Annotated in this window: 27 protein-coding genes and 2 tRNA genes; 10 read left to right on the top strand and 19 right to left on the bottom strand. The window is 70.4% G+C overall.

Features of this window, described 5'->3' with window-relative positions; all coding sequences use genetic code 11:
- Nucleotides 1-309: 309 nt before the first annotated feature.
- Nucleotides 310-825 carry an SSI family serine proteinase inhibitor gene (locus tag ACF09J_RS03650; protein WP_392303730.1) on the bottom strand — a complete coding sequence of 172 codons (516 nt, stop codon included), beginning with the start codon at nt 823-825 and terminating at the stop codon, nt 310-312.
- Nucleotides 826-1,019: 194 nt separating this feature from the next.
- On the opposite strand from ACF09J_RS03650, the gene ACF09J_RS03645 reads away from it, so the two are divergent.
- Together ACF09J_RS03645 and ACF09J_RS03640 are read left to right on the top strand one after the other, a co-directional pair.
- Nucleotides 1,020-1,110 (top strand) — tRNA-Ser (locus ACF09J_RS03645).
- Between the two features lie 197 nt (nt 1,111-1,307).
- Nucleotides 1,308-1,380, top strand: a tRNA-Arg gene (locus ACF09J_RS03640).
- Between the two features lie 80 nt (nt 1,381-1,460).
- On the opposite strand, the gene ACF09J_RS03635 is transcribed toward ACF09J_RS03640, so the two are convergent.
- The 13 genes from ACF09J_RS03635 to ACF09J_RS03575 all read right to left on the bottom strand — a co-directional run bounded on the left by ACF09J_RS03635 (nt 1,461) and on the right by ACF09J_RS03575 (nt 11,395).
- On the bottom strand, nt 1,461-2,744 hold the full coding sequence (locus tag ACF09J_RS03635) for a tyrosine-type recombinase/integrase (RefSeq protein WP_392303729.1): 1,284 nt from the start codon (nt 2,742-2,744) through the stop codon (nt 1,461-1,463).
- A complete protein-coding gene (locus ACF09J_RS03630; RefSeq protein ID WP_392303728.1) occupies nt 2,744-2,941 on the bottom strand; it encodes a helix-turn-helix domain-containing protein in 198 nt (65 codons plus the stop codon). The genes ACF09J_RS03635 and ACF09J_RS03630 overlap by 1 nt, the downstream gene beginning before the upstream one ends.
- Nucleotides 2,942-3,125: 184 nt before the next feature.
- Nucleotides 3,126-4,271, bottom strand: coding sequence for a DUF3631 domain-containing protein (locus tag ACF09J_RS03625; RefSeq protein WP_392303727.1), 1,146 nt, complete (start codon nt 4,269-4,271; stop codon nt 3,126-3,128).
- Nucleotides 4,268-4,699 (bottom strand): hypothetical protein, encoded by a 432-nt coding sequence (locus ACF09J_RS03620; RefSeq protein WP_392303726.1) that lies wholly within the window; start codon nt 4,697-4,699, stop codon nt 4,268-4,270. The genes ACF09J_RS03625 and ACF09J_RS03620 overlap by 4 nt, the downstream gene beginning before the upstream one ends.
- Nucleotides 4,696-5,601: a bifunctional DNA primase/polymerase gene (locus ACF09J_RS03615; RefSeq protein WP_392303725.1), complete on the bottom strand. Its 906-nt coding sequence runs from the start codon at nt 5,599-5,601 to the stop codon at nt 4,696-4,698. Before ACF09J_RS03615 ends, ACF09J_RS03620 begins: the two co-directional genes overlap by 4 nt.
- A gap of 87 nt (nt 5,602-5,688) precedes the next feature.
- Nucleotides 5,689-6,183 carry a hypothetical protein gene (locus tag ACF09J_RS03610; RefSeq protein WP_392303724.1) on the bottom strand — a complete coding sequence of 165 codons (495 nt, stop codon included), beginning with the start codon at nt 6,181-6,183 and terminating at the stop codon, nt 5,689-5,691.
- A 204-nt stretch (nt 6,184-6,387) separates the two neighbouring features.
- The gene (locus ACF09J_RS03605; protein WP_392303723.1) at nt 6,388-8,505 is read right to left on the bottom strand and encodes an ATP-binding protein; all 2,118 of its coding nucleotides are present in this window, start codon (nt 8,503-8,505) and stop codon (nt 6,388-6,390) included.
- A 94-nt stretch (nt 8,506-8,599) separates the two neighbouring features.
- Nucleotides 8,600-8,917, bottom strand: a complete 318-nt coding sequence (locus ACF09J_RS03600) for a hypothetical protein (RefSeq protein ID WP_392303722.1) — start codon at nt 8,915-8,917, stop codon at nt 8,600-8,602.
- A 1-nt stretch (nt 8,918) separates the two neighbouring features.
- Nucleotides 8,919-9,266: an RRQRL motif-containing zinc-binding protein gene (locus ACF09J_RS03595; RefSeq protein ID WP_392303721.1), complete on the bottom strand. Its 348-nt coding sequence runs from the start codon at nt 9,264-9,266 to the stop codon at nt 8,919-8,921.
- On the bottom strand, nt 9,266-10,414 hold the full coding sequence (locus ACF09J_RS03590; protein WP_392303720.1) for a hypothetical protein: 1,149 nt from the start codon (nt 10,412-10,414) through the stop codon (nt 9,266-9,268). The genes ACF09J_RS03595 and ACF09J_RS03590 overlap by 1 nt, the downstream gene beginning before the upstream one ends.
- Entirely contained in the window at nt 10,411-10,683 is a 273-nt protein-coding gene (locus ACF09J_RS03585) for a DUF6303 family protein (protein WP_362356052.1), read from the bottom strand. The genes ACF09J_RS03590 and ACF09J_RS03585 overlap by 4 nt, the downstream gene beginning before the upstream one ends.
- Entirely contained in the window at nt 10,680-11,129 is a 450-nt protein-coding gene (locus tag ACF09J_RS03580) for a Pycsar system effector family protein (RefSeq protein ID WP_392303719.1), read from the bottom strand. Before ACF09J_RS03580 ends, ACF09J_RS03585 begins: the two co-directional genes overlap by 4 nt.
- Entirely contained in the window at nt 11,126-11,395 is a 270-nt protein-coding gene (locus ACF09J_RS03575; RefSeq protein WP_392303718.1) for a DUF6284 family protein, read from the bottom strand. Before ACF09J_RS03575 ends, ACF09J_RS03580 begins: the two co-directional genes overlap by 4 nt.
- Nucleotides 11,396-11,857: 462 nt before the next feature.
- On the opposite strand from ACF09J_RS03575, the gene ACF09J_RS03570 reads away from it, so the two are divergent.
- Both ACF09J_RS03570 and ACF09J_RS03565 read left to right on the top strand, forming a co-directional pair.
- On the top strand, nt 11,858-12,616 hold the full coding sequence (locus ACF09J_RS03570) for a GntR family transcriptional regulator (RefSeq protein ID WP_392303717.1): 759 nt from the start codon (nt 11,858-11,860) through the stop codon (nt 12,614-12,616).
- Nucleotides 12,597-13,262, top strand: a complete 666-nt coding sequence (locus ACF09J_RS03565; protein WP_392303716.1) for a GNAT family N-acetyltransferase — start codon at nt 12,597-12,599, stop codon at nt 13,260-13,262. The genes ACF09J_RS03570 and ACF09J_RS03565 overlap by 20 nt, the downstream gene beginning before the upstream one ends.
- A gap of 1,525 nt (nt 13,263-14,787) precedes the next feature.
- Here the strand turns inward: ACF09J_RS03565 and ACF09J_RS03560 are convergent.
- The 3 genes from ACF09J_RS03560 to ACF09J_RS03550 all read right to left on the bottom strand — a co-directional run bounded on the left by ACF09J_RS03560 (nt 14,788) and on the right by ACF09J_RS03550 (nt 16,818).
- Nucleotides 14,788-15,015: a helix-turn-helix domain-containing protein gene (locus ACF09J_RS03560; RefSeq protein WP_392303715.1), complete on the bottom strand. Its 228-nt coding sequence runs from the start codon at nt 15,013-15,015 to the stop codon at nt 14,788-14,790.
- Nucleotides 15,015-15,671 (bottom strand): DUF2975 domain-containing protein, encoded by a 657-nt coding sequence (locus ACF09J_RS03555; RefSeq protein WP_392303714.1) that lies wholly within the window; start codon nt 15,669-15,671, stop codon nt 15,015-15,017. The genes ACF09J_RS03560 and ACF09J_RS03555 overlap by 1 nt, the downstream gene beginning before the upstream one ends.
- A gap of 178 nt (nt 15,672-15,849) precedes the next feature.
- Nucleotides 15,850-16,818, bottom strand: coding sequence for a tetratricopeptide repeat protein (locus tag ACF09J_RS03550; protein WP_392303713.1), 969 nt, complete (start codon nt 16,816-16,818; stop codon nt 15,850-15,852).
- Between the two features lie 139 nt (nt 16,819-16,957).
- Between ACF09J_RS03550 and ACF09J_RS03545 the strand changes: the two genes are divergently transcribed.
- The 4 genes from ACF09J_RS03545 (at nt 16,958) to ACF09J_RS03530 (ending at nt 21,266) form a co-directional block, all read left to right on the top strand.
- Nucleotides 16,958-17,842, top strand: coding sequence for a DUF2797 domain-containing protein (locus tag ACF09J_RS03545; RefSeq protein WP_392303712.1), 885 nt, complete (start codon nt 16,958-16,960; stop codon nt 17,840-17,842).
- Between the two features lie 179 nt (nt 17,843-18,021).
- On the top strand, nt 18,022-18,759 hold the full coding sequence (locus ACF09J_RS03540; RefSeq protein WP_392303711.1) for a response regulator transcription factor: 738 nt from the start codon (nt 18,022-18,024) through the stop codon (nt 18,757-18,759).
- Nucleotides 18,760-18,866: 107 nt separating this feature from the next.
- Nucleotides 18,867-20,357 (top strand): MFS transporter, encoded by a 1,491-nt coding sequence (locus ACF09J_RS03535; RefSeq protein WP_392303710.1) that lies wholly within the window; start codon nt 18,867-18,869, stop codon nt 20,355-20,357.
- A gap of 144 nt (nt 20,358-20,501) precedes the next feature.
- A complete protein-coding gene (locus ACF09J_RS03530; protein WP_392303709.1) occupies nt 20,502-21,266 on the top strand; it encodes a TetR/AcrR family transcriptional regulator in 765 nt (254 codons plus the stop codon).
- Nucleotides 21,267-21,325: 59 nt separating this feature from the next.
- Here the strand turns inward: ACF09J_RS03530 and ACF09J_RS03525 are convergent, their stop codons facing one another.
- A complete protein-coding gene (locus tag ACF09J_RS03525; RefSeq protein WP_392303708.1) occupies nt 21,326-21,799 on the bottom strand; it encodes a PPOX class F420-dependent oxidoreductase in 474 nt (157 codons plus the stop codon).
- A 180-nt stretch (nt 21,800-21,979) separates the two neighbouring features.
- Between ACF09J_RS03525 and ACF09J_RS03520 the strand changes: the two genes are divergently transcribed.
- Both ACF09J_RS03520 and ACF09J_RS03515 read left to right on the top strand, forming a co-directional pair.
- Nucleotides 21,980-22,708: a GAF and ANTAR domain-containing protein gene (locus ACF09J_RS03520; RefSeq protein WP_392304162.1), complete on the top strand. Its 729-nt coding sequence runs from the start codon at nt 21,980-21,982 to the stop codon at nt 22,706-22,708.
- A gap of 43 nt (nt 22,709-22,751) precedes the next feature.
- A complete protein-coding gene (locus ACF09J_RS03515; protein WP_392303707.1) occupies nt 22,752-23,462 on the top strand; it encodes a GAF and ANTAR domain-containing protein in 711 nt (236 codons plus the stop codon).
- A gap of 26 nt (nt 23,463-23,488) precedes the next feature.
- On the opposite strand, the gene ACF09J_RS03510 is transcribed toward ACF09J_RS03515, so the two are convergent.
- On the bottom strand, nt 23,489-24,310 hold the full coding sequence (locus tag ACF09J_RS03510) for a YceI family protein (RefSeq protein ID WP_392303706.1): 822 nt from the start codon (nt 24,308-24,310) through the stop codon (nt 23,489-23,491).
- Nucleotides 24,311-24,435 lie beyond the last annotated feature (125 nt).

The raw sequence follows: 24,435 nt of genomic DNA, 5'->3' as shown, positions 1-24,435 counted from the left end.
TTCGCACGACCTTCGCGAGACCTTTACGGACTCCCGGCCCACGGCACCCGCGGCAGACGCCCGCGTGCCGGTGGGCGTGCCTGCGCACATGTACCCGCCGACGCGCCGGCAGGGAACCCCGCGCCCGTGCCCTGCCCGGCAGGTGGTGGCCCTGTGTTCGTCCCCACCCACGCGCCGGTACGGGACTTGGCGCCCGCCCCGCCCACACGCCGATACGGGACGCCGCACCTGTTTCTGCCCGGCCGGCGGGGACTCCTCTGCCCGCCGCCGGGCCCACACGCCGGTACGGGGCGCCGCGCCCGTCGCCGCCTACGCGCCGGCGCGGGACACCGCGGTCGGCCTCGGGGTGCCGAGGTCGGGCAGCAGCGGCACGAGCCGGTTCCAGCGCTCGATCCGGCAGCCGTCGCCGCGGTCGTAGGTGGCGTCGACGCGGCGCCCGGCCCACGTCCCGGTGATGTGCGCGGTGGCCGGCCCGCCGTACTGCATGGTGCACATGCTGCCGTCGGGGACCGGCGCGAACGGCTCCCGCCCCCAGCGCGTGTTCCGGTCGAGCACGTCGCAGGCCCGCCGGGCCTCCGGGTGACTGCCCCCGGCCGGGTGGCAGGACAGCCTGTACGTCCCGTCCCTGGCCGCGCCCGCGTGCCGCACGGTGACGACGAGGTGGTCGCCGACCCGGTCCTCGGCCCGGACGGGCGGCGGCGCCGCGGCGGAGGCGGCGGGCACGGCCGAGACGGAAGCGAGTCCGGCGAGCACGGCGGAGGCGCCGAGGGCCAGGATCTGCGCGACCGCGGAACGCCGCGCGGGGAGAAATCCGATCTGCGTCATGCCCGGACTAACGCCTCGCGCCCCGGGACGTTGCGCCCCCGTCCGGCCCCGGCCCGCCGTCCGCCCGACGCCGGCACAACGGCTTTGCCCTGGGCCCCACCGGCCTAGTACCGTAGGGGGCGATTGGTGACACCCCACTCGGCTGTGTCATCATCTGCACGCACCACTCGCGCGCTCGCGTGAGCGGTTGTGCTGGAGGCGTCGCCTAGTCCGGTCTATGGCGCCGCACTGCTAATGCGGTTTGGGCCTTAAAGCCCATCGAGGGTTCAAATCCCTCCGCCTCCGCGCGTGATCACCGAAGCCCCGGTCTCTCCAGACCGGGGCTTCGGCGTTACCGGTCCAGGACCGCTCTCAACCTTGTTTCCGCAGGTCACAAGGGGTGGGGGGAATGGATTTCACATGACGGCGGCAGTCATGTAATGTTCTTCCTGTCGCCGCGAGCGGCCCGGAAGGGCCCGAAGCGAAGACAGAAAACAGAACAAGCACTCGTAGCTTAACGGATAGAGCATCTGACTACGGATCAGAAGGTTGCAGGTTCGAATCCTGCCGAGTGCACACAGGTCAAAGGCCCCTCAGGATCATCCTGAGGGGCCTTTGACATCAATGGCTGACATCAACGCAGCCCGAAGCGACGATCACTCCTCGGTGTGCGGCTCCTGATCGCCGTCTGATTCCTCCGCCGGCTCGTCCAGGCCCAGCGCGTCATCCATCCGGGCGGCGGCGGCCTGGAGCGTCGTGCTCATGACGTGCGCGTAGGTGTCCAGCGTCATCGTGATCGTGCTGTGCCCGAGCGTTTCCATGATCGTGCGAGCGTCCACGCCCTGGGCGAGCAGAAGCGACGCGCATGTGTGTCGGAGGTCGTGCACCCGCACCCGCCGTACGCCGGCGTTCCGACACAGGATGGTGAGCATCCGGTTCAGGCTGCGGGGGTCCGTGACGCGACCGGTCGTCGTGGTGAAGATCAGCCCGTCCGGCTGCCCCGGCGTGGGCAGCCATTTTTTCCCCGCGACCTTGCGTTCCCGTTCCTGCTGGGCTTGGTGCCGTGCGAGTGCCCGCATGCAGTGCTTCGGGAGGGACACCGTACGGATGGAGCGCATGGTCTTGGGGCTGCCGAAGATCAGCTCACGCCGGATGCGCTGTACGTTCCGGCGGACGCGGAGTTGTCCGTTCGTGAGGTCGACGTCCGCCCAGGTGAGGGCGAGCGCCTCACCCCGCCGCAGACCCGTGGACACGAGCAGCAGCCACAGGGCGTAGAGGCGGTGGGAGCGGGCGGTCTTGAGCATGATGCGAGCCTCTGCGGCGTCCAGCGGACGCACCTCCTTGCGGGGGACGCTGGGGGTCTCCACGATCCGCGCGACGTTCCGCGCGATCAGCTCTTCCCGAATCGCCTGCTGAAGCGAGGACCGGAGGACGGCATGGATGTACTGGACGGTCCGGGCGGACGGGCGACGCTTGCAGCAACGGCCTACGGCGCAGCACGAGCGCTTGCCCTCCGGACGCTCCGCGTCAGCACCCCGCAGGCAGCACAGGCAGGAGTCCTTGAACTCCGTAAGGAACCGGCGCACATCCGCCGGCGACAACCGGTTCAGTCGCTTCTTACCGAGAGCGGGTCGGATGTACAGGCGGGTCAGACCCTCGTAACTGTTCAGCGTTGACGGCTTGAGCCGCTGGGGCGCGATGGTGGCGAGCCAGTAGGTGAGGTAGTCACCGAACGCCATGGTGGACTCGGCGGCCGGAATGCCCTGGCGAGTCTTCTCCTGCAACTCCGTCAGCTTCTCGGCCACTTCCGCGCGGGTCTTGCCGTAGACGAACTTCCGGGTGCGGGTCCCATCAGGGCGGTAGACGTAGGCAGCGGCCTGGTAACGGCCGTCCGCACGCTTGGTGATCGTTCCTTCGCCGTTGGCGCGACGCTTGGCCATTAAGCGGCTTCCTCCATCCGGTCATGCATGTACTGGCGAACTGCGTCGACCGAGACGCGGCGGGCCCGGCCGGACGTGTAGCTGTGGAGCTGTTTGGTGCGAATGAGGTCGTAGACCTTGCTGCGGCTCAGTCGCAGAGCGGTCATCACCTCGGGGACGGTGAGGGCTTCGGGTGCTGCGGGCATGGCGGTGCGCACGACGAACCTCCTGGGATGCGGGGGCGTCGTCGGCCCCCCTCTGGGAAGTCCGCTACTTCCGCTACCGCCGCTACCGTGCAGGTCAGAGGCCTGTTGGAGGTAGCGGGAAGGGGTAGCGGTAGCGGATGGGTAGCGGCGCGGTAGCGGCAACCGGTGCCGGTTGCCGCTACCGCGTTAGTGCTGGTCAGGCCGCGTTTTCGGTGCCCGGTAGCGGAGGTAGCGGACTTTCCGGGGGAGGGGGGCAGTAGCGGGCCCACGCGTCCCACAGATCGGCGCTGTAGTAGCCCTTCAGGACGCTCCCGGCGGCCTTGATGTTGCGGGACGCGATCGGCTCGTTGTCCGCTGTCATGTACTCGGCGAGCATCTTGGAAAGGCGCCGGTTGTCGAGCGGCTTGCCGTGCAGGTCCGCCCACGGGGCATCGTCCAGGGCGTTGAGCCGATCCAGGATGGCGACGGTGGGCAGGCGGTCGATACCGACCATGACGTGATCACGCAGGTCGGTCAGCAGCCGGACCCCCAGACTGCCTTTGTCGTTGGCCTTGGACGCGGTCACCAGGGTCACGCAGGCTTCGCGGGCCCTGGTGGGCCAGGCGCCGCCGGCCGCGTCGGCGATGGCGAGCAGGGGTTCCCAGACGTCCGCCGGCCGGTCGGTCACGCCGTCGGGCATCTCTGGCCAGGCCCCCATGACGGACGGGCGGGCCTGCTCCGTCCACTGGGCGAGTCGGTCACGGAGCTTGTGTCCCTCGGCTTCGTGGAGGCGGGCGCGGAAGGCTTCCACGCGTTCGTTGCGGGCCCGGCGCCGCATCCGGATCACGACGGAGCGGGTCATGATCGTGTCCGGCAGTGCTCCGAGTCCGGCGACCGCGACCGCGCAGTAGGACGGGAAGGCTTGCACGGTCTGGTTGCCGCCGTCGCCGATGCATCGGTACGTCACGCCGGTGCGGCGGTGGCCGGCGTTGAGGAATCCGCGCAGTTCCTCGTTGTCCCCCGCTTTGGGGCCGAAGATGGTGTCGATCTCGTCGAACAGGATCGTGGGCCGACCGTTGGGGTTGGACACGGACCGAAACAGGGCGGCGGCGGACGCGTTGACGGCCGTCATGGGCTGGGGAACGAGGGTTTCCACGACCTCCAGTGCCCGCGACTTGCCCGATCCCGGCTCCGGGGACAGGAAGGCGATCCGCGGCGTGGAGTCGAAGCAGTCGAGCAGGTGGGCGTGTGCGTCCCACAGCGCCACGGCGATGTAGGCGGCCTCGTGCGGGAAGACGTTGAAGCGGCGGTGGAAGGCTTCCACCTCGTTGAGCAGCGCGGCCCCGTCAATGGTGGGGGTCATGCGGCGGCCCTCCCTTCGGCGGGTACGGCAGGCTTTCCGGTGCAGGCGGACTTGTGGGCGGCGTACTCGGTGACCAGGGCGGCGACGGCGCGGGGGCCGGTGGCGGTGCCGGTCTGCCCGCAGGTGCAGGCGTAGGCGGCGGTGGGGGTGTCGCCGTGGCGTTTGGACCAGCGGGCGCCGTCCCAGTGGTCGCGGTAGACCGGTGGGGCGTAGATGCGGATGCCGGGCTGGTCCGGTGTCGGGTCTTCCGTGCCGTGGCGGGCCTCGTCGGTCCGGTACCGGTCAGAACGAAGAGCAGTTCGGACGCCCTGACGGGCGACGTCCTTCGGCTCGCCCACGGCCGCCGGGGGCGCGGCCGGTTGGGCGGCGCGCGGGCGGTCCGGGGTGGTGGTGATGCTCTTCAGGCGGGGGCGGGGAGGGGTGTTCATGCCGCGTCCCGCCTTGCCTGGTTGTGGGCGATGGACCAGTTAAGGGCGCTGCGGAGGGTGGAGCGGCACTCGGACGCGGACAGTCCGGCCGCCTCGCCCCCTGCCTGAAGAGCCTGCTCGACCACCGACCGGGTGAGGTCGCCCCACGCGACGAACCGCCCCAAGGCGCGCGCCGCGCGGAACAACTTCGCTTCTCGCTCGCCGACTTGGGCCGTGGCGACGTTCCGTGCCTCGTTGGCGAGTGCTACGTCCGCGTATCGGCGGGATTGCCCCGCTGTGGCCGTCGAGGGTGCCTGGGACGGCTTGGGGGCCGGTTGCAGGATGGCTTGCAGCCACGCGGGCAGTGCGGCCGTCTCAGGGCCGCACAGGGCTTCGTACGGTCCGGCGGGGGTGATGCTGCCGGCGGCAACGACGTAGCCGCCCCATCCGCGGGTGTCGACCGAATCGGCAACCGTCCCCGCGGTGTTGGCCAGCCGAACGCCGGACGGGGCGGTGAAGTACAGGTGTTGGCCGCCGCTCGGGGTCCGGGTGCGGTAGGTGGTGGGGACGGCGTGCCCGGCGCGCTCGCAGAGCGCCCCGAAGGTCGTCGCGCCGTCAGGCGCGTCCGAACTGCCCTTGTGCTCTGGCGTGTCCAGGTCCACGACCACCAGCCCAGAAGGGCCGGTAGCAATGCCGACGTTGAACGGCGCCCGCGACCACGCGGCGCGGATGCGGGTCGGGTCGGTGGTGGCACGCTGCTCCCACTTGCGATGCCCGTTGGTGCACGGCCCCGTTCGGGTGCAGGTCTTCTCGCCATGCAGGGCGGGCCGCTTGGCGCCGGGTCGCAGGGGGAAGACGTGCCAGCCGCGGGCGGCGGCGTCCAGCGCTGCGGACAGCAGCGCTAAACGGTCGTCATGGGTCATGCTGGAGGTCTCCAGTTCTCTTGGCAGTGCTGGTGACAAGGGCGGCCCCGCGACTTTGGCGAGACGAGGGGGCCGCCCTTGGCGTAGCTAGTGGTTGGTGGTGCGGGCGAAGAGTCCGCGGGTGTGGGTGGTGGTGTTCTCCTGGCGGACCGGGCCGGCGTAGTGGTGGTGGTGTTCGGCGTGGGTGGCCTTGAGGGCCCGCAGGGCCGATCCGACGGCCGCCACGATGGCGGCCATGGCGGCGATGGGCAGGGTGACGAACAGGACGGACGCGAGGGATACGGCGGCGAATCCCTGGCAGGCGAGCCAGACACCGCACCCGACGCCGACGCACGCGGCGCCGACGCCGATCCCGGCGACCGCGGTCCCGGCGGCCCAGGCGGGGACGATCCGGCGGTCCGGCTGCGGCACCGGCGGCGTGCTGCCGTAGGCGGGCAGGGGGCTGGTGTCGCGGTAGGACGTCGGCACGTCCGGGGCGGGCCGGTAGGCGTCGGCGATGATCCGTCGCGCCTCCGCGGCGGCCTGGTCGTCGGTCATCCGGTGGTCCGGCCGGCTCGTGCTGGGGGTGGTCTCGGGGGTCATGCGGAATCCCTTCCGGTGCTCGGTGAGGGAGGCGGAACCACCCCCTTGCGGGGTGGCTGTGGAGGGGTGTTTCAGGGGTCTGACCTGCGTGCCTCCCTGACTCCCTGAACGATCATTTGCGCTGGTCAGGGCAAGGGAGGCGGGTCAGGGAGGCGGTCAGGGAGTTCTCCCTGGCTCCCTGGCCCGGACGAGGTCGCCTCCCTGTCACTCGGAGGCGGAAGCGGAACCGTCCGTGTCGCGGTTGGTGAGGGCGCGGGCGACGCGGTCCCGGCCGACGACCATGCGGCCGTCGGACTTGTACGGCTCGGCTCCGGCGTCCTCCAGCACGCGCTTGAGGTCGCCCGGCGTCCACCGCCCGTACGCGTCCGCGTTGAGCGCAGACAGTCGCTTGAGGACGTCCGCGGTGAGCACGCGCGGCGCGTCCCCGAGGACGGCGAAGATGTCGGCGAGCGGGTCCCGCTCCTCGCGCCGCTCGATGACGTGCAGTGTGGTCACCCCGTCGCGCAGTGCCTTGGCCCGCTCCGCGATCTCAGTGGCCGTCTCGGTGTCGATGTAGTGGGTGCGCACCGTGATGGACGCCTGTCCGGCCGGGATCTCGATGCCGTCGGAGGCGACGACCAGGGTTCCCTTGTCCAGACCTTGCCGCAGCAGGTGCGGAGCGGCCCCGCCGTCCACCGCCTTGTCCCCCAGCGCCATGCGGGACTGCGACTCGGTACCGAGGGCGAGGGAGGCGCGGGTGTGGGCACCCTCGCGGACGAGCTTGGGGAGGTTCTGGTCGGTGGGGTCCTGCGTGCCCTGCCAGAGCAGCACGTTGACCGCACGGCCCTGGTTGTGGATCTTCCGGGCGGCCGTGAAGTACCGGGACGTGGCCTTGCTGCCTCCGTACGGGCGCTTGTCCTCGTCCTTGGCCGGGCACATGAACGCCACCTGCGCCTCGTCGACCAGCAGGATCAGCGGCGGGAAGTCGGCACCGTCCGGGGCCTGGAGACGCCGGTTCATCTCCTCCACGCCTCCCTCGACCATCTCGGTCGCCTCGATGACGTGGTCATCGGTCGGGCCCTGGATCAGGACGGTGGCGAGCCCGTCGAACATGGCCCAGTCGCCGGCGCCCTTGAGGTCGGCGATGCGGAATTCCACGGTGCGGTCCAGGGCGAGCCACAGGGCGAGCGCCCGCAGCGCGGCCGTCTTGCCCTGGTTCGACAACCCGGTGACCAGGAGCATGCGCTGAAACAGGCTCAGCAGAGCCGCATCCCCGCGCAGGTCCTGCCCCCAGGGGGCGCGGCCCTTGGCGTAGTCGGCGGTCATGGTGTCGTCGGTGGCCAGCGGGGACGGGCCGATCGGCTCGTCCAGCGCTCCCGAGTCGGCGATCCACAGCCGCACCGTGCGGGCGGCTTCGGGGAGGGTGATGAACACCTCGTGCTCGTGCCGCGTCAGGTTCTCCGCGAGCTTCCGCCGCCGGTTCTGCACCTCGACCGTGGACACACCCGACGGCAGGGTCACATCCACCTCGACGCCGCATCCGGCGATCCGGATCGGTCCGAGCATGGACGCGCCCGCGTCGCCCATCTCCTTGATGGCGTTCCGCAGGGCCGGGACACCGAGGTCGCGCAGGGCCTTGACCACGATGGACGGGGTGATGGGCTCGCCCGCCGTGTCGCGGACGTTCACCGGGAGCGCCCATTGGGGTGCGGCTTGCTGGTGGCTGCCGACGGCCCACAGGGCGAGCAGGGCCAGGAACGGGCCGATCGAGACGAGCGGCCCCCACACGATGGTCACGATGGTGATGAGCAGGCGGATGAACTCCACCACCGCCATCAGCGGCGTGACCACGTCGGTGGCGTCCTTGTTGGCGATGGCCAGGACGACCCCGAGGGCGACCAGGGAACCGATGCCCATACCGGTGCCGACCAGCACACCCTTCGCCGCGTCCACCGGGGAGTGCAGCAGGTCCATGCGGCGGCGGTGCCGGGCCTCGCGGAAGCGCTGCCCGCGCTCCTCCCACTCCGCCGCGGCCTCGTAGTTCCCGGCCGCCTCCGCGGCTCGCAGCATGCGCTCGTAGCGGGCGGCGGTGCGGCCGTCCCAGGTCCGGCGGGCAACGATCCGCGCGCCACCGAACACGTAGAGGCCGTGCCGGGCGGCGCCGCGCGCGGCGGCCCGGGTCGTCTCGTGCGTGACCACCGTGCGGATGGCGCGGCCGGACCGGACCCACAGCGGCACGACCGGGGCGACCGGCGGCTCGGGAACGATGGTCAGGGTCGGGCGGGTGTCGACGGCGGTGGGCGGGTCGGTGTGCTTGTGCAGGTGAACGACGTTGCCGCTCATAAGGGAAACGCTCCTGACTGCCCCGGACCGGGGCGAAGTTGAAGGGGGAGGCGGCGGGCCGGCCGGGCCGGTTCGGACCCGGCCGGCGGTGCGGTCACCACCAACCGGAAGACTTCTTGGCGGACTTGGCGGCGGCGGCCTCGGTGACGATGCGCTGCCGCTCCGTCTGCAAGGCCGTGATCTCCGCGATCAGCCGGGTCTCAGCGCTGCTCCACGCGGACTCAAGGCGGCGTTCGGCCCGGTCGGTGCCACGGCCGCGCAGGACCCCGTACGAGCCGCCGGCCATCGCCGCGACGATCGCGCGCCGCTCGCGGCCATCCAGCGGCCACATCTCCCGCTCGCGCACCGCCTCCAACTTGCGGTTCGTCTTCTGGATCTCGCGGTCCAGACGGCGGGTGTCGGGCTTGCCCATGTCAGGTACTCCTCGGAGATTCGGAGGGTTCGGGGAAGGCGCAGGGAACGCACGCGCCGAGCGAGGGCGGGATGACGTATCCGGCATCGCGTCGGCACTGCGGGCAGATGCGGCGGGCGGCGTTGGCCTTCGCCAGAGCCGCCCGCCGGGCCGGGGTCATGGGCCGGACGGGCTTGGCCAGGTCTACCCGGTAGAGGTAGGCGACCAGCGGGCCGCGGCGGCGGCGCGGCCGTTCGAGCTGAGCGGCCACGCCCTGACCACCGGGCCGCAGACCACGGGCCCGGAGTTGGCGGCGGGTGGCGTAGCCGTCCGGGGCCAGGCGCCACCGGAACACCGGCAGCGCCCCCATCACGCGGCCGTCTCAGCCGTGGCGGCGCGGTCGGCGAGAATCGTGTCCCGCAGCATCCGGGCGTTGGCCGGCGAGGTGTGGAGCTCCCGACGGATGGCCTCTGCCGTGATCTGTCCAGTGGGCCATCCGGCCGTTGCCTTGCGTGCCTCGGTCAGCAGTTGCTCGGGGGTGCGGCGGGTACGGGTCGACTTCGCCGATTCCGGGACACGGCCCGTGGCGCGGCGCGGTCGGGTCGATTCTGCGGGGATCGATCGGGCGGAAGTCGTCTTGATCGGTACCGGCTCGATGGCCGGTGCGACCGTCGGAACCGGCTTCCCCGCGGTGTCCGACTTGCCCAGATCGCAGGGCAGCGGATCGGGCACCGGGAGCCGAGTCAGTGTGACCGTGACCGGGGTCGATTCCGGCTGGTCAGCCGTAGACCGTTCTCGACTGTTCTCGGTCGATTCCTCCACATTCGTGGAGTCGGTTGAAGCGAGAGGGGGAGACGGGGTCTCGTCGACCGTCACGGCGCCCCAAGCGGGCAGGTCCCATCCGGTGGCGACGCTCGTCAACGCCCGGCCGGTACCCTCGCCCTGCCGGGCCCCCTCCAGCTCCGACCAGGCCCCGGCGAGTTTCCCGGCGGTCTTGGCCTGGACGCGGGCGACGCGAGCGCCGGCCGCCGTCACGGCCGCCAGCCGGGTCTCCTCGGTCACGGCTCCCGCCCGCAGTTGGGCACGGGCCACGGCCGCCTTGTCGCGGGCATCCTGCTGAATGCTGCGGATGGCATCCAGCGCGCTCGGGGTGAGGGCAGTGCGTTCCCACAACCCGTGCACCAGCCACAGGGCCTTCGCGGCGATCGGCAGCCAGGCCACGGCCAGCCACGCGCCGACGGCATGGTCGGCGGTAAGCGCGTGAGTGACCAGGACACCGGTCGCAATCAGCCCGAACGACCAGCCCACGGCAGTCACGGAGCGGGAGTGGTCGCCCTGTGCCGCGAGGCGGCGTTCATAGGCGAGCGTGGCCAGCCATCCGCCGTCGATACCGAGACCGACGACCAGGGCGACCGGCCACGGCATCGCCGTGCCCAGCCAAATCACGACCACGGCCAGGGTCAGGACCATGGACACGGCCGTCATGGCGACGGCGGGCAGAACGGTCTTGGCCTTCATGCCGCACCGCCCATCGGCCGGACGTCGACCGACGCCAGCAGTTCCACGCGGTCCATCGGGCCGTTGGCGATCTCCTGCCACTCCCACAGGGCGCCGTCCGGGACGACGTAGCCGAGCAGAGCCAGTGCGCTCGCCCGCTCCTGCACGGTGGGCACCGGCGCGGTCCGCTCGAAGGAGTGCTCAGGCCATTCCAGACTCGTGCCGTCGGTGACGACGTACAGCTCCCACTCGCCAATGAAGCTGTTGGTCATGCGGGCGCTGTACGTCACGCCGCACCCCCGATCGTGAGCAGGGCGGCGAGGATGAGCAGGGCCCCGCCGGTGTAGGTGAGGTCGACCGCGCGGCGCAGGCAGGTGAACTTGGCGACGGCCAGCCGGGACAGGCCGGCGACGTCCGCCGCGAGATCCCCGTCGTTGACGGTGGTGGTGATCTCGTCGGGGGTGAGGGTGGCCCACAGCGGGAAGCCGTGCCGGCCGCCCAGGTTCGGGCGCACCGAGCGCAGCAGCATCCCCGCCGCGGCGACCAGCACCGCCAGGCCACCCCCACCGACGATGGCGGCCGACAGGGTCAGGGGCAGGTCGCGGGCGACCGTCCACGCGCCGGCCAGCACCGCGCCGACGAACGCCAGCAGCAGCCCGGTCTTGCTGTCGGTCCGCGCGATCTCCGCCTTCACCTCGGCGTGCGCGGCACTCAGGTTCCGGCCGGTGTCGCTCACGCGGCACCCCCGGGCACCATCGCGCCGGCCGTGCGGTTGAGCAGGGCCACGCGGGCGGCGAGCGCCCGGCGGCGGGCGCGGCGGATGCGGCGGGCGTCCAGCTCGGACGGCGTGCGGTCCAACGTGACGATCTGCGCGTCCAGCAGGTCGACGTCCGCGAGGATCACGGGCATCTCCAGCTCGATCGCGTCCAGCTCCGCGGCCGTCGGCTCCATGAAGTCGGCGAACGCGGTAACAGCGTCCTGAACAGTGACGATGTGTTCCATTGGGTCGTGTTCCTCTCGCGTAGGAACGGCCCGAACAGCGGCCCCGGTGTTCCAGCACCGGGGCCGCGCGCCGTTGAAGTCGGAACATCCGGCTCCCCTCAGCGCTGCTCGTACGAGACGAGCAGCGGAGGCAACCGGCCGCAGCAGTGCTGCGGAGATTGAGTCGCGCTGTACCTCACACGGGGGACCCCGTGTGGCCGCCTACTTGGCCGAGGAGAGGCGGCGTGATCCCCATTTAGTTGTCAAGGAACTTGCGCTTCCTTCGTACTCACCCCGCCTGAGCTGGGGACTTTCCTCCGGGCGCACTCGTACGATAGAGCCGTACGTGACACCCCGTCCGGCTTGTCTGGAGGAGTGCCGCAGCAAGAGATTGCACGAGTTCTGCTTGGAGAGTCAAGCCCCCTGGTCTAACTTGTACGGAGGAGTCGGAGCAGAGGGGATGCCTTGGCAGTGCGACGCGGTATGACGAAGGCGCAGGAAATCGCCTATGACCTGCGCGAACAGATCCAGTCCGGCCGGCTGGCACCGGGTGAGGCCCTGCCCAGCGAATCCAGGATGATGAGTCAGTACGGCTACAGCCGCGAGACCATCCGCGCCGGCGTCCGCCTCTTGATTGAGGAAGGCTTGGTCGTCACCGGCCAGGGGCAGGGGAAGTACGTCCGCGAGGACTACCCCCCTGTCGTCTGGAACTGGACGACGCTCGAAAGTCGGAGTCGCCACGCGAATGCCGTGGAAGGGCGGACCGCCGGCGACCAGTGGGCGAGCGCAATCGCGGAGAACGGAAACGCTCCCCGCCAAGAGATCTCGGTCTCGATCGTTGTGCCCCCGCCCCACGTCCGAGAGCGCCTTGGGCTCCCCGCAGACGGATTGGCTGTGGCGCGCAAGCGCATCCGGTTCATAGACAACCGGCCCTATGCGCTCGCCGACTCGTACTTCCCTCAGGAACTCGTGGTTGGCACACCCCTGATGGAGCCGCGAGACGTCTCGGCGCCCGGCGGCATCCTCGCCTCCGTGGGACTCGTGCAAGCCAAGTTCGTGGACGAAATCTCAGTCCGTATGCCGACTCACCAGGAAGCGGAGCAACTTGGCCTTCCCGCAGCCACTCCAGTCGCAGAGCACACCCGAACGGGCTATGACGCGGACGACCGCCCCCTCCGCTGCATGGTCACCATCCTTCCCGGAGACAGGCACAAGATCCTCTATGAAGTCAGCACGGACTGAGTACCTCCGCCCCGCAGCGGCGCAGGACGTACCCGCCCTCTTGGCCCTACGCGCAGAGGCCGAAGGGTGGCTACGCACCAAGGGAACCGACCAGTGGAGCGATCGGGAGACCGGCGAGCGCGCTATCTCGAAGTGGCGCGCGAGCATAGACGAGGGGCGGGCATGGGTCGTCGTCGGCGAGCGAGACAAGGTGCTCGCCACTGTCAGCCGCGGCCCTGTCGACCGGGACTTCTGGACCGATGCCGATCGTCCCGAAACAGCGCTGTACCTCTACAAACTGATCGTTGCCCGTGAAGCGTCCGGCCGGCAGCTCGGAACACGGGTCATCGACTGGATGTCCCGGCTTGCCGCCCTGGAAGGACGAGCCTGGGTCCGCATCGACACGTGGCGCACGAATACCGGGCTGCACGCCTACTACGAAGGGTTGGGGTTTCAGCACGTACGCACCGAAGCGCCGTCCCACAGGCGCTCGGGGTGGCTTGCTCAACGCCGGGCCGGTGAGGTGGCTCTGCCGCATGACCTCTTGCCTGTTGGGCCCGGAGAGGGGCGCCACGGGGATGTGACAACGCTCCTCGAAGTGCCTCACCAGAGGGCGGACGCAGGGACCAACGGTGACTTGACCAGCGGAAACGGGACGACCCCCTGACATCAAAAGCCACGTACGGCAGCGCACAACAGGAGACCAGTTCCGGCCCACCGTCCTGAACTGACAGCGCTGAATGGACGGGTCGGCGCCACACACATCCGACCCGGAGGTCATCGAAGCCGTGACTGTCGCACAGGGCTTCCTCAACGACTGCGTGGGGCGTCGATAGTTAGTGCGGGCGCGCGATAACCCATCAGGTTAAGGGATGCCACTGACAGTCGGGAGAGTTCACCATTCCCCATCTGAGGCGGCCGCGAGCAAAACCCTTCAGGATAAGGGGTGTCGCTGACAACGCAAGGTGTTCATCAAACCTAAGGTGAAACACTCGCCTCGGTGTGAATTGGGTCACCTGATCAAAAAGGTAAAACCGCAGGTCAGGGCTGCTCGTCGTAATTTGCCTGGGGGGCTAGGCGTTCATTTTCGCGAGGCCAGCACTCAGAAATGCCACGGCTCTGTGGATAGTGGTGGGGCAACGCCGGTGACGGTCTGTCATGCTGCTGAGGCAACTCCCGCTCAGTGTCCGGCTGTCAGTGCCGGTGCGCTAGCGTTGCTGCTACCCAAAAAGGACTGGGGGTGCCCTCCTCCGACCAAGAAGTTCGGGCACCCCCACTGGATGAACCAAGGAGAACTATGGCGTCACCCCAGGCTCGAAATGCGCTCCGCCTAAGCGGAGGCATGCTGTCCCGTACTCTCGCACACGGCACCGAGAGCCGCAACCGCTATTCGATCTTGCTTGGAGTCACTCTGAGCTGCGTGATCAATGGCGACACCATGTACGCGATATTGCGGCAAGCTACGTGGCTGGTCGTAGCCGTGATCGTCCTCGTCGTGGTCCAGATCTTGAGTGGCTGGCTGAGGAGTCGGTTCCTTAACGCGCATCATCCGCTGTGGCCGTACAGCGCTGCCCTACAGCAACTGTGTTGACTCCGCTCTGTGCTCCCTAAGCTGAGCGCATGACTCAGTGGGCGAAAGATCCAGAGACGTGCGACCACTCCGCCGGTTTCATCAAGGAGCGGTACCTCGGGTCTCAGACTGGCGACTACCTGTGCAACGCGTGTGGGCAGGACTTCACCCCCGCCGAGCGGCGGGCGATCCTGGACAAGCGCCAGCCTGAGTAGGCCCCAGGGCGTCTCTGGACCGTCTGCGTAGTACGTACCGGGCGCGGTGGCATGGACCCCTTGACATCAGCGCCTGACATCAACAGCCACGTACAGCGGCGCACAACGGCAGACCAGTTCCGGTCCACCGCTCTGAACTGACGGCGCTCAATTGCTGGTCGGCGCCATACGCATCCGGGGTTAACGCGCCTACGGATCAGAAGGTTGCAGGTTCGAATCCTGCCGAGTGCACACAGGTCGAAGGCCCCGGAGAGATCCGGGGCCTTCGGCGTTTCAGGGGAGTACAGCAGCGAAGTAGTGGTGAAGATCAGGTCACGGGTGCCCTGCCACAGCTCCCCGGCGGCCTTCTGGCCGTGAGGCCCCACCGGTAGTGCGCTGGTTGAGTGCGGTAACTGCTCGCCGACTGTTCAGTGCGAGCGGTAACTGAGGAGATCGCCCGGCTGGCACTCCAGTACCTCGCAGAGGCGGCTCAGGGTGGTGAACCGCACGGCCCTTGCCCTGCCGTTCTTGAGGATCGACAAATTCACGTGGGTGACCCCGACCCGATTGGCGAGTTCCGTCAAAGTCATCCCCCGCTCCTCAAGTAGCCGGTCGAGATGCACCTCGATCGCATGCTCCTCCTTCTCCTCGGACATCAGACTGTCCCGTCGAGGTCCTCGCGCATGGTGATACCGACGCGCATGATCCGGGCGAAGGAGAGGACGCCGAGGCCGGTGAAGATCGCCATGAAGGGAACGTCCCACGACAACAGTCCCAAGACGGCACTGATGTCACTGTCGAGGCTCAGGGAGGCGATGAGAGCCTTCTCGGCCATCGACGTAGCAATCGCGGTGAGCACACTGCCTGCCAGCAGCCACCAACCCAGCCGGCGCAGCCGCTCTGCGGTCTGTGTGGTGTAAAGGCCTTCGCGCGCTGCACCTCGGATCACCCAGAGGGCGAGCAGGAGCGCCCCGACGACGAAGATGAAGGGAGCCAGCTGGGTTGCGGTGTTGAGCAGGCTCTGCACCGTATTGGGGGCTTCCGTGCAGTACTCCGGGTGGGCGTCCGTGGTGAACGTGGCCCCCGGTGCGGGTGCGAAGTCCGGGCTCGGCTGCCCATCGTCGCCGATCCTCGTGTTGGCATCCGTGGCACAAATGAACTTCTCGCCGATGCTGAGAACATGCACGTTGTCGGCGAACAGCGAGGCGAGCAGTCCCATGCCCATCAGCGCTGCGAGCAGCGTCAGGACGCCCGTAACCGCCGTCGACATCGGCTCCAGAGGATTGCGGACCTTCGGCATGACAACACCCACCCCTATCGATTATCGATGCTATCGAAAAACGATACAGGGTCTCCATGGACTCGACAATCCATGGACTCGACAACCGCCTTCTTGGAGGACGGCGTGAGGACCGAGTGCGCAACAGACCAGAGGCCCTGTGGAGTGATCCACAGGGCCTCTGGCTTCGGCATTGCGTATGTGGTCGCCCTCAGTTCGCGCGGGCACGGCGGGCCTCGGCCACGATTCTCCGGGGCAGCCCCGGCCCCGCGCACGCGTAGTCGATCAGCAGGTCTCGGTAGGAGGTGTTCGTGAGTTCCGGCGCCAGGGCGATCAGGACCCGCAGGTCGTCGGACGAGCCGGACAGACGCGTGCGATATGCGGCACCCGCCGCACGCAGGGAGACTTCGTGCGGTGCGTGCTCCAGGCCCTGTTCGACGAGGCTCACGGCCGCGGCGAAGTCGCCCAGCTCGGCACGTACGTCGGCGAGGTCCAGGTGGAGAGACCAGTTGGCAGGGTCCAGGGCCAGGGCGCCTTCGAAGGCCATTGCTGCCTGGTCCAGGTCGCCCATCACGCGCCAGGTGGCCGCCCGTGCAACCGCGGTCCACATGACCGGCTCGACAGCGTCGGCGCGGTCGCAGAGGGCGACAGCCAGCTCGTAGCGGCCGCAGGCACGAGGCAGACGGGCCATGGCCGCCAGCGACTCCGGTACGGGACTGCGTTCGGAGACCACGTCGAGGGCATGGAACCAGGGCGCGAACCGCTCCCGCATCTCTTCGGTGTCCAGGTTGTGGCCGTAGTCCAACGTCCGCAGGCATGCCTCCGCCAACGCCTCGGCACTCACCGCGCCGAGGAACCGCGGATCGCCGAACCAGGGGGCGGTGCCCCACGCCACGTCGGGCCGCACCCCCGTGACCGAGCCAAGGGCCATCACCGCGTCGTCCATGTCCCCGTCGAGGAACCGGAAGTACGCCTGCGCCAGCACGGCGCTCAAGGAGCCGTCCCCTTCGAGGACCTCCTCCAGCTCCGAGCGCCGGTCCCGCCACAACTCGGCGAGGGCCGCATAGGGCTCCGGGGCCGCCGGCGCGGAGGCTGTCGCCCCCACCAGATACTCCACGGCGCCGATCAGGCTCCCACCGCAGTGCGCCATCACACCGGCGAGAGCGACTCCCGCTGTCACTGACTGACTCGACGTCCTCGGAGGAAATCCGTGGCCAAGGCCAAAGGTTCTGTGACGGAAGGGCTGACGTGCCTCACAGCCAGGGGAGCCACTGTCGCGGTCGCGGTGTTGTCAGCGGGGACCCGTAATCTCGCAAGGGATGACGCGGCTGTGGAAGTGCTCGGGGTTGCGGTGGTCGGCGGACGGTCCCGTGCTGGTGTGGGACGGCGGGCGGTCGAGCGCGCTGCCGTGGGGAAAGCGGGTGGCCTTCGAGGTCGAGGAGGGGGGAGTACGGACATGCGTGGGAGCACGGGGGCACGCGTGTCCGCTCCGGGCGGCGGTGCCGGGGCGGAGCGCGGGGGCACGGTGCGAGGAGTGCGCGCGGCTGGACCGGGCGCACTCCGTGGCGGCGGACACGTTCGCGGACGACCCGCGGCCCTACCACGTATATCTGGCGTGGTTCGGGCCCGGCATGGTCAAGGCCGGGATCACGGCCGTGGAACGGGGTTCCGCGCGGCTGCTTGAGCAGGGGGCCGTCTGCTTCAGCTGGCTGGGCGCGGGTCCGCTCATGGCGGCGCGGCGGACCGAGGAGATGCTGCGCGCCGCGCTCGGGGTCCCGGACCGGATTCCGTACGCGGAGAAGCGGGCCGTACGGTCCGCGTTGCCGGTGACCGAGGCGGAGCGGGCCGCCGAGGTCGAAGAGCTGCACGCGCGGGCCACCGCGCTCGGCGGCTGGCCGGAGTCGCTGGAGCGGGAGCCCTTCCGGCCCGTCGACCACGCCGGGATCTTCGGGCTGGCCGGTCTACCGGCCGCCGTGGGCGAGGTGAGCGAACTCGTCGCGGGCGGGGTGGTCAGCGGCGAACTCGTCGCGGCCGCCGGCCCCGATCTCCACCTGGCCGCCGTTGGCGGGGTCGTCGTGCTGGACACCCGGCTGATGGCCGGCTGGGGTCTTCGGCCCGCCCCCAGCGTGGGATTCACCGTTCCGGTACGGGAGTTGCGCGATCCGGCGGGTGTGGAGGAGCGGCTGCAGGACGGCTTGTTCTGAAGCGCGCGGGACTGAAGTGCCGTGCCGACAGGAAGACTTCCGGCCGCCGGGGCGTCACGGCCGCCGCGGTTCGGTACACGTGCCTCCCAGGTGCTCCCTGAGAGCCGCCTGTGGGTTTCTCAGAGAAATCACAGACGGGTGAAAGTCTGCTCTCAGAGGCTCCCTGAAAGGTGTCCCGCATGACCACGACCTCGCCCCAGGGGCACACCGAACTGCTGAGGCCGGACGGGAGCCCCGTCCGGGTGCTCGTGGTGGACGACGAGCAGTCGATCACCGATCTGCTGTCCATGGCCCTGCGCTACGAGGGCTGGCACATCCGCAGCGCGCGGGACGGGCGGGACGCCGTTCGCAGTGCGCGCGAGTTCCGGCCCGACGCCGTCGTCCTGTCCATGACGCTGCCCGACACGGACGGACTCACCGTCCTGGGCCGGCTGCGCACCGAACTGCCCGGGGTGCCCGTCCTCTTCCTCACCGCCAAGGACACCGCGGAGGACCGTGTCGCCGGGCTGACCGCGGGCGGGGACGACTGCGTCACCAAGCCGTTCGGCGTTGAGGAGGTCGTGGCGCGGCTGCGCGGGCTGATCCGGCGCTCGGATGCCGCCGACCGGCGTTCCGCCTCCGTGCTCGTGGTCGGCGACCTCAGTTTGGACGAGGACAGCCACGAGGTGTCGCGGGGCGGGGAGGACATCCACCTCACCGCCACCGAGTTCGAGCTGCTGCGCTTCCTGATGCGCAACCCGCGGCGCGTGCTCAGCAAGGCGCAGATCCTGGACCGCGTCTGGTCGTACGACTTCGGCGGGCAGGCCAACGTCGTCGAGCTGTACATCTCCTACCTGCGGCGCAAGATCGACGCCGGCCGGGAGCCGATGATCCACACCCGGCGGGGGGCCGGTTACCTGATCAAGCCCGCTGCCTGAGGGGCGCCCACCTCGGCGCCCGTCGACGCCCGTTCGCCGCCACACGCGCCGGCGAGCGCCGTAGAGCGCCGTAGAGCGCCGTAGAGCGTCACTATACGGTGTATAGCATGTCGACGACCTCGCCGGAGCAGACCTCCTCCCCGGCCGCCCAGGGCCACCCCCAGCGCTGGCTGATCCTCGGCGTCATCTGCCTCGCCCAGCTCACCGTGCTGCTGGACAACACCGTTCTGAACGTCGCGATCCCGTCCCTCACCCGTGAGCTGCACGCGGCCACCTCCGACATCCAGTGGATGATCAACGCGTACTCGCTCGTGCAGTCCGGGCTCCTGCTGACCGCGGGCAGCGCCGCCGACCGGTACGGCCGCAAGAAGATGCTGGTGGCGGGGCTGGCCCTGTTCGGCATCGGTTCGCTGGCCGCCGCGCTCGCCGACTCCACCGGGCAGCTCATCGCCGCCCGCGCGGGCATGGGCGTCGGCGGCGCGCTGCTGCTGACCACCACGCTCGCCGTGGCGATGCAGATCTTCGCCCCGGCCGAGCACCCCAAGGCGATCGGCATCTGGAGCGCGGTCAACGCCCTGGGCTTCGCGATCGGCCCGCTGATCGGCGGCTTCATGCTGAACCACTTCTGGTGGGGCGCGATCTTCCTGATCAACCTGCCGGTCGCCCTGCTGGGCCTGGTCGCGGTCCTCGTCCTCGTCCCGGAGTCCAAGAACCCCCGGGGCGACCGCCCCGACCTGCTCGGCGCGCTGCTGTCCACGATCGGCATGACCGCGCTGGTGTACGCGATCATCTCGGGCCCCGCGCACGGCTGGACGTCGGCGCGGGTGCTGGTCACGGCGGCCGTGGCGGTGGTGGTGCTGGCCCTGTTCGCGCTCTACGAGAGCCGGATCCCGTACCCCATGCTCGACCTGCACTTCTTCCGCGACCGCCGCTTCACGGGCGCGGTCGCCGGGGCGGTGCTGATCACCTTCGGCATGGGCGGCGCGCTGTTCCTGCTCACCCAGCACCTCCAGTTCGTCCTCGGTTACGGCCCCCTGGAGGCCGGACTGCGCACCGCGCCGCTGGCCCTGACGGTGGTGGCGCTGAACTTCACCGGACTCGCGGCCCGGTGGACGACGCGGCTGGGCACTCCGGTGGCGATCGGTCTCGGCATGGTGCTGATGTCCGGCGGGCTGGTGTCGATCGCCATGCTCGCCTCCGGCGGGTACGGCGGCACCCTGCTGGGGCTGCTGCTCATCGGCGCGGGCTGCGCGATCGCCAACCCGGCCATGGCCCACGCCATCATGAGCGCGATCCCGCCGGCCAAGGCGGGCGTCGGCGCGGGCATCAACGGCACGCTGGCGGAGTTCGGCAACGGACTGGGGGTGGCCGTCCTGGGCGCGGTGCTCAACTCCCGGTTCGCGGCGGTGTCCCTGCCGGGGGCCCTGGCCGCGGCGGTGTCGGCCGCGGAGAAGAAGGAGGTGACCGACGCGTTCTCCGCCGGTCTCCGGACCAGTCAGCTCGTGGGAGCGGTGGCCGTGCTGCTCGGCGGCCTGCTGGCCGCCGCGTTGCTCCGCCGGGCTGAGCGGGCAGACTCGGGGGTGGTGGTGGCCCACTAGTGCCGCCTGTCGGGGCACTGGGGTCCGTCGTCCGGATCATGTGCCTCTCTCGTGCGGCGCGGCGAAGCGTCTGCCGGGCACCGCCCCGCGCGCCCGCGGGCGCGCCGGTACGTCCGGCGGTTCAGGAGTCGAGGAAGGTGCGCCATGGTGAAGGCAGCCCAGGGGGCCAAGCGCGCGGCGCGGACCAGCGTCTGGCTGGAGGGCAAGGCGCCCCGCGGCGGGCGCGGCGGGCAGCCGTCCGGTCTCGACCGGGAACGGATCACCGGGGCCACGGTGCGGCTGCTGGACGCCGAGGGCCTGGCGAAGTTCTCCATGCGCCGGCTCGCCGCCGAGCTGAACGTGACGGCGATGTCCGTGTACTGGTACGTCGACACCAAGGACGACCTGCTCGAACTCGCCCTCGACGCCGCCTTCGGGGAGCTGCGGCTGCCCGAGCCGGACGAGGAGGCGGACTGGCGCGAGCAGTTGCGCCGGCTCGCCACCGAGTACCGGGCACTGCTGGTGCGCCACCCCTGGCTGTCGCCGCTCGCCGGGACGTTCCTCAACATCGGCCCGAACTCGCTCGCCTTCTCGGGCACGGTGCAGCGGGTCATCCGCCGTACGGGGCTGCCCGAGCAGCGGCTGACCGGGGCGATCTCCGCCGTCTTCCAGTTCGTGTACGGCTACGGCACGATCGAAGGCCACTTCGTGGCCCGCTGCGCCGAGGCGGGCATGGCCCCGGACGACTACTTCCGGCACGCGATGAGCGCGGCGACCCGGGCGCCGGACGCAGCGGAGGTGCTCCGGGAGTCCGCGATCCTCATGGCGGCCCGCGGCGGCGACACGGTCGCGGAGATGCTGGACCGCGACTTCGCCTTCGCCCTTGACCTGCTGGTCGCCGGCATCGAGGCGATGGTCGCCCGCGGTTGACCAGGAGTACGCCTGAGGAGTGCGGCTGACTGAGCGAGCGTGCGGCCGCCCGCGATCGGCTAAGCGTCGCGCGGCGCGAGCCGTGCCGGGAACCCGCCCGTCGCCACCGGGCCCCAGCGCCGGGGAGTGATCCGGATGATCGACTTGCCCTGACTGACCATGGCCTCCCGGTACTCGTCCCAGTCCGGGTGCTCGCCCGCGATGTTGCGGTAGTACTCCACCAGGGGTTCCACGGAGTCCGGCGCGTCGATCACCTCGGCCGTGCCGTCGATCTGCACCCACGGTCCGTTCCACTCGTCGCTCAGCACGACGATGCCGACCCGTTCGTCCCGCCTGGCGTTGCGGGTCTTGGCGCGCTCCGGATAGGTGGAGACCACCATCCGCCCGGAGTCGTCGACTCCGCAGGTCAGCGGTGAGGCCTGCGGGCCGCCGTCGGACCGCCGGGTCAGCAGCAGGGCGCGGTGGCGGGGGCGTACGAAGTCCAGCAGCTCATCCAGCGAGACGCGGGTGTTGGTCGCGATGTCCGGTGCCATACCGGCAGCCTAGGGCCGGCCCTGGGCCGATGGCGTCTTCGACGCCGGTTCGCGGGGGCGGAGGCCGACCGTCGACCAGGGGAAACTTGGTGGGAGGAACGAGATAAAGTTCTGTTCGTCCTGTGCTCGCAGTCGGGAATGTGCTGCGGAGCTCTCCTGCGCATGGCCGTGTGGCCGTGCATGCCGAAGAGGTTCGTGGTGCCTGCCTCCGACTTTTCTGAATTGCCCCGTTTTCCGGGGGATCTTGAGCTGGCCGAAGCACTGACGGCGGCGGCTCAGCAACTGCACGACACCGCCACCCCGCACAGCACCATGCAAGCCGCCGTACGGCTCGCCGTGCGTCTGCTGCCGGGCGCCGAGCACGCGGGCATCTCGGTGCTGGAGCGCGGCACGGGCCGCCGTCCGGCCGCCTGGACCGACGAGGTCGTGCGCGCCGCCGAGGCATCCGCCGGCGGTGACGGGGGCGATCCGGAGCCGTACTGGGATCACCTGTGGCACGCGCCTGTCGTGCACCTGGCGGACAGCGAGGCCGACGACGGCGGCGCGTCGCTGGCCGGCCTGGGCCTGCGCTCCGCGCTCGCGCTGCGGCTGCGCGCCGACAAGAGGCGGCTGACCGTGCTCACCGTCTACGCCCGCAAGCCGGGCGTCTTCGACGACGCCGCGACACGCGTCGGACGGCTGTTCACCGCGCACGTCAGCCTCGCCCTCGACTCGGTGACCGTGCGCGAGCAGCTCACCGAGGCGATGCGCACCAGGGACCTGATCGGCCAGGCCACCGGCATCCTCATGGAGCGGCTGAACATCGACGCGGCGGAGGCCTTCGACAGCCTGGTGCGCGCCTCGCAGCGGGAGAACGTCAAACTGCGCGACCTCGCCCGCCGGATCGTCGATGCGAACAACGCCACATGAGCGAGGGCGAGTTGATCGGCGGCAGGGGGACACACGCAACTGCATGAGCCCCGAGACGACCCCTGACCCGCTGGAGCGGGCGATCGTGCGCAGCGGCGGTCTCGACACGCTGCTGCGGGATCTGACCGACCGCGCGGTCGAGGACGTGCCCGGCGCCGCCGCGTGCAGCATCACCGTCCGCCGGGACGAGCGGCTGCTGACCCTGGCGGGCAGCGGCGGTCTGCCCGGCGGCCTCGACCTGCGCCAGTACGAGAACGGCGACGGCCCGTGCGTCACCGCCGCCGAGACCGCCACCGAGCAGTACGCGCCCGACCTGGCCGCCGAGCCCCGCTGGCCCGCGTACACGCCGTACGCGCTGTCCGTCGGGGTGCGGTGCGTACTGGCGCTTCCGCTCGTCGTGACCGGCGAGACGGGCGCCGCGATCAACTTCTACGGCGCCGAGCCCGGCGCACTCCGGGCGGGCCGGCACAAGGCCCGTACGTTCGCCGCCCGCGCCGCGGACGCCGTCGACCTCGCCCTGCGCCTCGAACGCGACCGGGCCTCCGTGTCCGACGTGCGCACGGCACTGCTGTCCCGCAGCGTCATCGACCAGGCGATCGGCGTTCTGATGGCCCGGGAACGGGTCGACGCGGGCAGGGCCCTGGAGCGGCTGCGCCGTATCTCGCAGCACCGCAACACCAAACTCCGCGACCTGGCCACCGACCTGGTCTCCCGCGTCACGGACCGGGGCCGCCCGCCGTCCGGCGGCCGCTAGGGCCGCGGGTCCGTGGACCGCGTCGGCTACGCCGCGGGGAGCGCTGTGCCCTGGACCGCCTGGATGTCCAGTTCGACCCGCAGGGTGGTGCCGATGGCCGCGATGCCGGCCTGGAGGACCTGGTTGTAGTTCATGGCGAAGTCCTCGCGGCGCAGCTCGGTCGTCGCGCGGAACGCGGCGCGGGTGCCGCCCCAGGGGTCGGCGCCGGTGCCGAGGTAGGCGAGGTCGAGGTCGACCGGGCGGACCACGCCGCGCATGCCCAGCTCGCCGTGGACGGTCCAGCGGTCGGGGCCGGCGGCGGTCACACCGGTGGAGCGGTAGGTGATCCGCGGATGCCGCTCGACGTCCAGGAAGTCGGGGGACTTCAGGTGGCCGTCGCGCATGCCGTTGCCGGTGTCGATGGAGTCGGCGCGGATGACCGCCTCCACCCGGGACTTGGTGACGTCGTCGGGGGCGATCTCGACGGTGCCGGCGAAGTCCGTGAACCGGCCGTGCACGCTGGAGATCCCCAGGTGCTGGGCGACCGCGGCCACCGAGGAGTGCGCCGGGTCGATGGTCCACGGCCCCGGCGGGGGCAGTTCGCTGCCGCCCTGCCGGGCCAGCGTCACCGTGCCGACCTCGGCCCTGCCGCTCGCGGTGACGATCGAGCTGGAGGCGGCGGGCGCGTACCCGACCGCCGTGACGATCACCGTGTACGCGCCGGGTGCCAGCGCCGTCGCGTCCCGTACGGCGCCCTCCGCGTCGGCCTCGGCCCGCAGCACCTGCGTGCCGGTCATGTCGGTCATCGTGACGACCGCGTGCGACACGGCCCATCCGTCCCGGGTGCGGATCCTCGCGGTCAGTCCCATCCCGTTTTCTCCCTGCACAGCCTTGCCAAATGGTCGGAAAGCGGCCGGCCCGCGGCGCGGCGCGGCTCCCCTCGGAGCGCGCCCCGCCACGGGCCGGACCGTGACCCGGGATCCCCGCCCGGGTC

Source organism: Streptomyces sp. NPDC014889, assembly GCF_043081205.1.
Taxonomy (GTDB): Bacteria; Actinomycetota; Actinomycetes; order Streptomycetales; family Streptomycetaceae; genus Streptomyces.
The sequence above is the reverse complement of the archived record's forward strand: the minus strand, read 5'-3'. Positions and strand labels throughout refer to the sequence as shown.